This window comes from Acidaminococcus sp. BV3L6, from assembly GCF_000468835.1.
GTDB lineage: Bacteria > Bacillota > Negativicutes > Acidaminococcales > Acidaminococcaceae > Acidaminococcus > Acidaminococcus intestini.
The window spans coordinates 1-8738 of the sequence record NZ_AWUR01000046.1 but is presented as its reverse complement, the minus strand read 5'-3'; the positions used below and the strand labels follow the sequence as shown (position 1 = coordinate 8738).

7 protein-coding genes are annotated in these 8738 nt (G+C 47.8%); 5 read left to right on the top strand and 2 right to left on the bottom strand.

What is annotated here, in order from left to right; translation table 11 throughout:
* On the top strand, positions 1-238 hold a 238-nt coding region (locus HMPREF1246_RS10335), incomplete at its 5' end, for a transposase (RefSeq protein ID WP_196800434.1).
* Positions 239-361: 123 nt separating this feature from the next.
* On the opposite strand, the gene HMPREF1246_RS08320 is transcribed toward HMPREF1246_RS10335, so the two are convergent.
* Positions 362-1387, bottom strand: a complete 1026-nt coding sequence (locus HMPREF1246_RS08320; protein WP_009015059.1) for a branched-chain amino acid aminotransferase — start codon at positions 1385-1387, stop codon at positions 362-364.
* A 352-nt stretch (positions 1388-1739) separates the two neighbouring features.
* Here HMPREF1246_RS08320 and HMPREF1246_RS08315 point away from each other — a divergent pair, with 352 nt between their 5' ends.
* On the top strand, positions 1740-2804 hold the full coding sequence (locus HMPREF1246_RS08315) for an OmpA family protein (protein ID WP_009015058.1): 1065 nt from the start codon (positions 1740-1742) through the stop codon (positions 2802-2804).
* Between the two features lie 292 nt (positions 2805-3096).
* On the top strand, positions 3097-4521 hold the full coding sequence (locus tag HMPREF1246_RS08310; RefSeq protein ID WP_021737240.1) for an FAD-binding oxidoreductase: 1425 nt from the start codon (positions 3097-3099) through the stop codon (positions 4519-4521).
* A gap of 51 nt (positions 4522-4572) precedes the next feature.
* Here the strand turns inward: HMPREF1246_RS08310 and ggt are convergent, their stop codons facing one another.
* On the bottom strand, positions 4573-6321 hold the full coding sequence (ggt, locus tag HMPREF1246_RS08305) for a gamma-glutamyltransferase (RefSeq protein ID WP_021737241.1): 1749 nt from the start codon (positions 6319-6321) through the stop codon (positions 4573-4575).
* 220 nt (positions 6322-6541) lie between these two features.
* On the opposite strand from ggt, the gene HMPREF1246_RS08300 reads away from it, so the two are divergent.
* Positions 6542-7279 carry an NAD-dependent protein deacylase gene (locus tag HMPREF1246_RS08300; protein WP_009015055.1) on the top strand — a complete coding sequence of 246 codons (738 nt, stop codon included), beginning with the start codon at positions 6542-6544 and terminating at the stop codon, positions 7277-7279.
* 71 nt (positions 7280-7350) lie between these two features.
* A complete protein-coding gene (gene serS, locus HMPREF1246_RS08295) occupies positions 7351-8625 on the top strand; it encodes a serine--tRNA ligase (protein WP_021737242.1) in 1275 nt (424 codons plus the stop codon).
* The last annotated feature ends 113 nt before the right edge of the window (positions 8626-8738 follow it).

Below are 8738 nucleotides of genomic sequence, written 5' to 3'. Positions count from 1 at the left end.
ATTTCACAAATTAGATGCTTTTAAAGGGATTTTAAGATCTTTTAAAGATTGGGAGGCTGTAATTATTCAAGCAATTATCCAGCCATACTCCAATGGATTCACAGAAGGCTGTAACAACCTGATTAAGACGGTTAAGAGAGTTGCATTTGGAATGCGTGATTTCAACAGATTTAGGAACCGGATTCTCTATGTGAATTGGCAAAAAAGGAACTCGGCAAATGCCTTGCCGAGTTCCTAAAAGGCGATTTAGTTGTGGGGCACCCCAACATTTGACAAAGAACCATTTTTTTCATGTCAAAGGACCGGTACGGAACATATTGTTCCGTACCGGTCCTTTGATAGTTTCAGGGAATTGAACCTGTTATTTGACTTCGTGGATCCAGCCTTTGGGACCTTCAATTTCGCCCATCTGGATTCCGCGCAGGGTCTTATAGAGTTTGGTTAAGACAGGGCCCATTTCATCCATGCCGCTTTTGATATCGATGACCTTGCCATGATCGACAACGCGGCCGACAGGGCAGATGACAGCCGCAGTACCACAGAGGCCAGCTTCTGCAAAATCAGCCACTTCCGAGAAGGCTACGGGCCGATGTTCCACCTTCATGCCAAGCATATCTTCCGCAATGGTAATCAGGCTGCGGCGCGTGATGGACGGCAGGATGGAGTCAGATTTAGGTGTGACAAGGGTACCGTCTTTTGTGACAAAAAGGAAGTTAGCACCGCCCGTTTCCTCGACATAAGTGCGAGTAGCCGGATCAAGGTACATGTTTTCGTCAAAGCCTTTAGCATGGGCGGTCATATAAGCATGAAGACTCATGGCGTAGTTCAGGCCAGCTTTGATATGGCCTGTCCCACGAGGGGCTGCACGGTCAAAGTCGGAAACACAAATGGTGATTGGCTTGACTCCATTTTTGAAATAGTTGCCTACAGGGGTGCCAAACAAACGGAACTGATATTCATCGGCTGGCTTGACCCCGATGACGGAACCGGTTGCAAAAAGGTAGGGCCGCAGGTAAAGGGCTCCGCCTGATTCAAAGGGAGGAATCCAATCCTTGTTGGCACGCACGACTTCATCGACAGCTTCCATGAACATGGCTTCCGGAACAGGAGGCATTTCAATACGTTTTGCTGAATCTACCATGCGTTTTGCGTTCTGGTCCGGACGGAACGTAACGGTTCTGCCATCCTTGGTCTTGTAGGCCTTCAGTCCTTCAAAGACCTGCTGGCAATATTGAAGGATTCCAGCGCATTCGTTAAGGGGAACGGTGGGATCATCTGTCAGAGCACCTGGACCCCATTTCCCATCTTTATAGGTCGCTACATACCGTTTGGAAATTGGCATATAACCAAAACCCAAGCTGGACCAATCAAGTGATACCTTTGTCATAAGTCATTCAGATCCTTTCCAGTAACTTGTAACTTAATTGAATAAGTACCCAAATATAATAGCCATAATGTTATAATTTGTCAATTATTTAAAGACATATGGATGATTTTGTGTTCTAAAAACGATATAAATGACTTAATCTTTACACTATCCACAAATAAAGGACGAATGCTTTTCTGTATATAATGGGAAGAGACAATTCATCCCAAACAAAAATAAATGTCCGATTTCGCATTTTTGACACATATTTTTCATTTAGCTTTCATTTTCTGGGCAGTAAAATAAATAGAACAATCAGTGTTTCACTGGTTTTCATGAGCTAAATCAATGAGAGGGAAAGAAGGAATCTGGAATGAAGAAAAAGTCTTTGGTCATGACGGTTGCCGCTCTTGCCGCCTTTACTTCCATTGCAAGCGCAGCTCCCGCAACGAGTTGGGAACAGGGCCAATGGCAAGTTGATTTGGGGGCATCTGATCCCAAAGCAAAATTTGATGGACTGGAAAGCGATACGAAATGGAACTTTAATGGTGGTCTTGGCTACGCCCTTTCTGATAAATGGGCCTTGCGTTATGATTATCATGGGCTAAAGACCGAAGCTGGCGATTTCAAGACGGCCGGCGATGAAAATGAAGTCAACTTGATGTACAGCCTGGGACGGAACGCCGCCCTTTTTGCAGGCTGGGCCCGCATCAACAATGATTTCGATGGCAGCGTGGCACGAGGCACCTATGGGATTGACAGCTCTGACAGTGTTGTGAACAATGTGGCCCAGTTTGGTGCCATTGTGAAGGCTGACCTTGCTAAGAACCTCGCTCTGTACGCAGAAGGCGCTTTGGGAACGAAGAAGACTTCTATGTGGGAAGCGGGTCTTAGTTATACCATTGCCAAGGATTGGGATCTGAATGCTGGGTATCGTTACCTTGACACCAAGCTGGATGATGATAACAATATCAAATACAGAGGTTTCTTGGTCGGCCTGACCTATCGTTTTGGCGGGCATAAGGCAGAAGCTGCTCCTGTCGTGGAAGAACCGGCTCCTGTTGTGGAAGAACCGGTCCAAGAACCGGCCCATGTCTACAATGACTACTATCTGGACAGCATTCATTTTGCCTCTGATGATGATCAGCCACTTCCTTCTGAACGGGACAAGATGGACCATCTTGTCCAGGTTGCCAAGGATCATCCGGATTCTACGTTCAAACTGGTTGGGAATACGGATTCTGATGCTTCTGATGCCTACAATGAAGACCTTTCCAAGCGCCGTGTTGATCATGTCGCCCAGTACGTCTCCAATAATGGGGTTTCTAGCGATCGTCTGAAACTCAACTACAAGGGTGAAAAGGATCCGGTTGCTTCCAATGCGACGGAACAGGGCAAAGCCGATAACCGTCGTGTGGATGTGTGGGAACATAAATAATTTTATGCGGATCCAAATCCGTAAACGCGCCTCAGGAATTATTCCTGGGGCGTTTTTTGCTGCTATTTTTGTTCCATATGCTTCTGTCCTTAAAAGAAGGACGAAGAGACAAGTAATACCGGGAATATTCCTGTAAAGAATAGAACAATATTACATATAATGTGGAATTTTGTAAAATTTATGTAATAAATTTATTTACAAATAAGAAAAAAGTGGTATAGTAAAGGACATCTCAAACTTTGTATTCGGTATACAATATAGGGTCTATTTTATAAGGAAGAAGGTTCTTAGCATGGCAAGTTGTTTTCATCCGGTGACGCCGGAACTGCTCGAAGATCTTAAAAAAGTGGTGGGGGAGAAATATGTTCGTTACGACGAAGATACTCTGGATCAGTACCAAACCGACGAGGAAGGCAATCCTCATTTTTTCAAAAAGCCAGAAGTCGTCGTTTTCCCTGGCTCTACAGAGGAAGTTGCATCCATTGTCAAACTTGCCAACCAATACCTTGTCCCCATTACGCCGCGGGCTGCAGGTTCCGGCGTGGCCTGTGGCGCCATTCCTATCTACCATGGCATGGTTGTAGAACTGGAACGGATGAACAAGATCCTGGAACTGAATGCAAATGCTATGTACGCGGTCGTACAGACGGGCGTCTATTGCGCCCAGCTGCAGGAAGAAGCTAAAAAACATGGCCTGCTCTATGCAGCTGATCCCTCTTCTGCATCTTCCAGCCAGGTCGGCGGCAATGTTGCAAACAATGCAGGCGGCAACAAGGCTGTCAAGTACGGGACGACGCGCAACCAGATCTATGCCCTCAAAGTGGTGACGCCGACAGGAGATATCGTTGATGTTGGGGCACGGCTGCAAAAATGCTCGACTGGCCTTGCTTTGGAACAGCTTTTTGCTGGTTCCGAGGGAACGCTCGGCATCATTACGGAAATTACGGTCAAGCTGCGTCCCCTGCCGCCATACAGTTTCAATATGGTCTGTGTATTCAAGACGGATGAAGAAGCCTTTGCCCTGCCCAATAAGATCCTTAAAGCCGGGGTTGATCCGACAAGCCTTGAATATATGGATAACGAGGCCATTATCATGACGGAAAAGTACCTTGATATGCACTTTCCTCATGCAGATGAAGGGGCCTGCTATGTTATCGTGACCGTTGAGACCTTTACGGAAGATGAACTTGACCGGAAGATGGAGCTGCTGTGTGATCTTGCCGAAGAAAATGGATCCATCGATGAATTTGAAGCTGACGAACGCATCTGGAAACTGCGTAAGGAATTTGCCGAAGCGGCCAGGGCCATTGATAAGATGTTCCAGACCGAGGACTTTGTGGTTCCTCTCGACAAAATTGGCGATATGACCAAACAAATTCCGGAACTGCGGGAAAAATACGGTCTTTATTGCGTAACCGTTGCCCATATCGGTGATGGCAACATCCATGTCCTGCCCCTTAATAAATATGGCCTGACACCGGATGAATGGTTTGAAAAGATCAAGGCTTTCCATGCCGATCTCTTCCCACGCGTCTATGCCCTGGGAGGAAAGATGAGCGGCGAGCATGGGGTCGGTTATAAGAAGCTGGAAGAGTTTGCCCGCAATACGCCGGAAGGGGAAGTGAAGATCATCAAGGCCATCAAACGGGCCCTTGATCCCAATAACATCATGAACCCTGGGAAACTGGTTGATATGAATGGCGACTTTATTGCTTAGGAAAAGGAAGAGGAACCACAGAGCAAAGCTCCGCGGTTCCTCTTTCTTTCGTTATTTCTTTGTTGGCGCAACTTCAATGAAACTTAGGTCGCTGCGGGAATCATGGCTTCCTGTCATCTCTCCCGAGACAGGATCGATGATGATGGCATTGACGTCGCCCATATACGGTTTAACGGTCAGGTGATAGCCCCGTGCCACGAGGTCTTTCTTTTGGGCCTCAGTCAGTCTGTTTTCCGGTTCCAGACGAATTTCATCAGGCTGCCACTGCATGTGGAAGCGCGGTGCCGAAACAGCTTCGTTGACAGGCATCTTATGGTCAATGACATTCGAAATGACTTGAAGAACAGTTGTAATGATGCGGCTTCCACCCGGACTTCCGACAACCATGAAAATCTTACCATCCTTGGAAATGATGGAAGGGCTCATGGAACTTAAGGGCCGTTTATAGGGGGCAATGGCATTGGCATCACCGCCAATGACGCCGTACATATTAGGTACGCCTGGTTTTGCCGAAAAATCATCCATTTCATCGTTGAGGAGGAATCCGGCCCCTTCAACGGCAACCCCACTGCCGTACCAGTCATTAATGGTGTATGTGACGGAAACGGCGTTGCCAAAACGGTCTGCAACGGAGTAATGCGTGGTCTGTGTGCCTTCCTTCAGGGGGATAAGACCTGGCTTTACAAGATCACTGGGTGTGGCTTTTTTTTCATCGATACTTTCATAAAGCCGCTTGGCGTAAGCTTTATCGGTGAGTTCCTTCAAAGGTACTTTTACAAAGTCAGGATCACCAAAATATTCACTGCGGTCAGCATAAGCGCGCCGCATGGCTTCGGCCATGATATGGATGGTTTCAGGCGTTTGGAATCCACTCTTTTCGATGTCCGCATTTTCCATGATGTTCAGGATTTCCGCGATAATGGGCCCGCCGGAAGAGGGTGGGGCCATGGAAATGATCTTGTATCCCCGATACGTGGTCTCACTTGGCTTCCGCCAGACCGGTTTATATTGGGCCAGATCAGCGGCTGTAATGAGGCCGCCATTTTTCTTCATATCCTTGACAATGAGTTTGGCTGTTTTGCCCGTATAGAAATCTCTCGGGTCATCGGCAATGCGGCGCAGGACTTTTCCCAGGTCCTTTTGGACAAAGATTTCTCCTTCTTGATAGAGACTGCCGTCCTTGTGGAGAAAATAGTTGCGGGAGGCTTTGTAAGGCGTGAAGCGTTCCGTCCCAACATCTTTCAGGGTTCCTGCCATATTCCGGGAAACGGCAAATCCTTTTTCTGCCATTTCGATGGATGGTTCCATGAGTTCCTTTAGACTCTTGGTGCCATATTTGTTCAGCATTTCAGTCATCCCGGCAACCGTGCCCGGTACGCCAACGGAAAGATAGCCCAGACGGCTCTTATTACTGTCTACATTGCCTTTTTCATCAAGGTACATATCCTTTGTAGCCTTTCCAGGGGCTGTTTCCCGGAAATCAAGGGCAATGTCCTCTCCATCCTTCGTATGGATGACTGCAAATCCGCCGCCGCCAATATTGCCTGCATTCGGATGACAGACAGCTAGGGCATAACCTACAGCGACAGCGGCATCGACGGCATTGCCGCCCCGATCAAGGACATCCTGCCCAATCCGATCGGCAAGGGCTTGGGAGGAAACGACCATTCCTTTTCCTTTGCTGGTGACTAGGGGATTGGCCGGTGCCGTAAAAGCTGTCGTTGGATCCAAGAGTGAAAGTGCCATTGCCACGGCAGCAAGGGCTTTCTTTTTCGCTTTTGCCTTTGACCAAGTAATCATACAAACCTCCTTTTGGAAAAGAATCGGGAAAAGCTTCGATAAATCCATTATAGGGGACAAGATGGAAGGAGACAACAAACGGGAAAAAGCAAAAAACTCCTTATGGAAAGATGTATGAAAAGATACAGTGCGGCAGGGGAAAAGGACGCTGCAAGGGGTATGTTTTTCTTCCGGACCATACTATAATGGAAGAGCAGGATAGAGAAAGGAGTCGATCCTTATGGAATCTCAAGAAGTAGAAGAAAAAATCAAAACCCTTGCTAAGTGGGTGGGGGAAAGTCAAAACATTGTCTTTTTTGGCGGAGCTGGGGTTTCGACGGAAAGTGGGATCCCCGACTTTCGCAGTATCGATGGCCTTTATCACCAAAAGTATGATTTTCCGCCGGAAACGATTTTGAGCCATACGTTTTTTGAAGCGCATCCCGACGAATTCTATCGCTTCTATCATGATAAGATGCTCTGCCTTGATGCCAAACCAAACGCAGCCCACAAGAAATTGACCCAGTGGGAACGGGACGGTCGTCTAAAGGCTGTCATTACCCAGAATATCGATGGTCTGCATCAGGCGGCAGGCAGTCGGAATGTCCTTGAACTGCATGGCAGTGTACACCGTAATTACTGTCAAAAATGCCACAAATTTTTTGACGCTGCCTATATGAGAGCCCATGTCGGCATTCCTCGTTGCGACACCTGCGGCGGCGTCATCAAACCTGATGTGGTCCTTTATGAAGAAGGCCTTGATAGGGAAACCTTGGAGCGGGCGGTTTCCTACATCCGCCAGGCTGATATACTGATTGTAGGCGGTACGAGCCTTGTGGTCTATCCGGCAGCCGGCCTTATCCGATATTATCAAGGTAAGAAACTGGTCCTCATCAATAAAGGGACAACCGCCTACGATCAGGATGCCCAACTTGTCATTTCAGCAGCCATCGGAAAAGTCATGGAACAATTGCCTTGAAAAGATGATTTTTTCACGCAATTTGTGATATAATGGCCTAAAATGTCCTTTTGATTTGGGGGGTAATGTCGATGTTAGATTTGAAGTTTGTTCGGGAAAATCTAGATAAAGTGGCCGAGGCCATGAAGAACCGTCACACAGAAGTGGATCTTGATGCGTTCAGGAAGCTTGACCAAGAGCGCCGTGACCTGCTCCAGGAAGTGGAAGCGGATAAGAGCCTGCGCAATAGCGTCAGTGCTGAAATCAGCAAGATGAAGAAAAATGGTGAAGACGCTTCGGAGAAGATCCTTTCCATGCGTACCCTTGGAGATAAGATTGCTGAAACGGACAAGAAACTCAAGGAAGTGGAACAGGGACTGCGTGACATCATGCTGACAATCCCCAATATGCCTGATGCCAGTGTTCCCGTTGGCAAGGATGATACGGAAAACCCGGAAGTCCGTAAATGGGGTGAACCGACGCACTTTGATTTTGAACCCAAGGCCCATTGGGATCTTGGGGAAGAACTGGGCATCCTCGATTCCAATCGGGCAGCCAAGGTTTCGGGCGGTCGTTTCTATTATTATCTGGGCCTGGGGGCCCGTCTGGAACGTGCGGTCTATAACTTCATGCTTGATCAGCACACCCAAAAAGACGGCTATACGGAAGTCATCCCGCCCTATATCGTCAATCGGGAGACCATGACCGGTACAGGTCAACTCCCAAAATTTCACGAAGATATGTATCGCCTTGAAGGGATGGAGATGTATCTTATCCCGACGGCGGAGGTTCCTTTGACGAACTACTACCGTGATGAAATTATTGACGGCGCCAAACTGCCGATTTATTTGACGGCCTTTACCCCCTGCTTCCGTGCAGAAGCCGGGAGCGCCGGACGTGACACGCGCGGCTTGATCCGCCAGCACCAGTTCCATAAGGTGGAGATGGTGAAATTCACTAAACCGGAAGATTCCTTTGATGAGTTGGAAAAGCTGACCCATGATGCCGAAGGGATTCTTCAGGCCCTTGGATTGCCATACCATGTGGTTTGCCTCTGCACGGGTGACCTTGGGTTCTCGGCCACCAAATGCTATGACATCGAAGTCTGGTTCCCCGCACAGAACAAGTACCGTGAAATCTCTTCCTGCTCCAACTGTGTAGATTTCCAAGCGCGTCGTGCCAATATTCGGTTCCGCCGTGACAGCAAATCCAAACCGGAGTTTGTCCACACCCTCAATGGGTCCGGCCTTGCTGTTGGACGTACGGTGGCCGCTATTCTTGAAAACTATCAGCAGGCAGACGGCAGTATCGTGGTCCCTGAAGTCTTGAGACCGTACATGGGCTGCGATGTCATTGCTAAACCCTAAGTCGGATGAAATGAATGGGATTCCTTTGAGGAAAGGAATCCCATTTTTGCTTTTTGTTGGGATAATTTGCTTGTTTTAGCTCTTAATAAGAAAGAGGCGTCCATGAATATTTA

Bases quoted from the DNA above. Each gene is read 5' to 3' on its own strand.
- serS (WP_021737242.1), top strand. From the start codon at position 7,351: ATGTTAGATTTGAAGTTTGTTCGGGAAAATCTAGATAAAGTGGCCGAG.
- HMPREF1246_RS08320 (WP_009015059.1), bottom strand. From the start codon at position 1,387: ATGACAAAGGTATCACTTGATTGGTCCAGCTTGGGTTTTGGTTATATG.
- HMPREF1246_RS08315 (WP_009015058.1), top strand. From the start codon at position 1,740: ATGAAGAAAAAGTCTTTGGTCATGACGGTTGCCGCTCTTGCCGCCTTT.
- HMPREF1246_RS08300 (WP_009015055.1), top strand. From the start codon at position 6,542: ATGGAATCTCAAGAAGTAGAAGAAAAAATCAAAACCCTTGCTAAGTGG.
- ggt (WP_021737241.1), bottom strand. From the start codon at position 6,321: ATGATTACTTGGTCAAAGGCAAAAGCGAAAAAGAAAGCCCTTGCTGCC.
- HMPREF1246_RS08310 (WP_021737240.1), top strand. From the start codon at position 3,097: ATGGCAAGTTGTTTTCATCCGGTGACGCCGGAACTGCTCGAAGATCTT.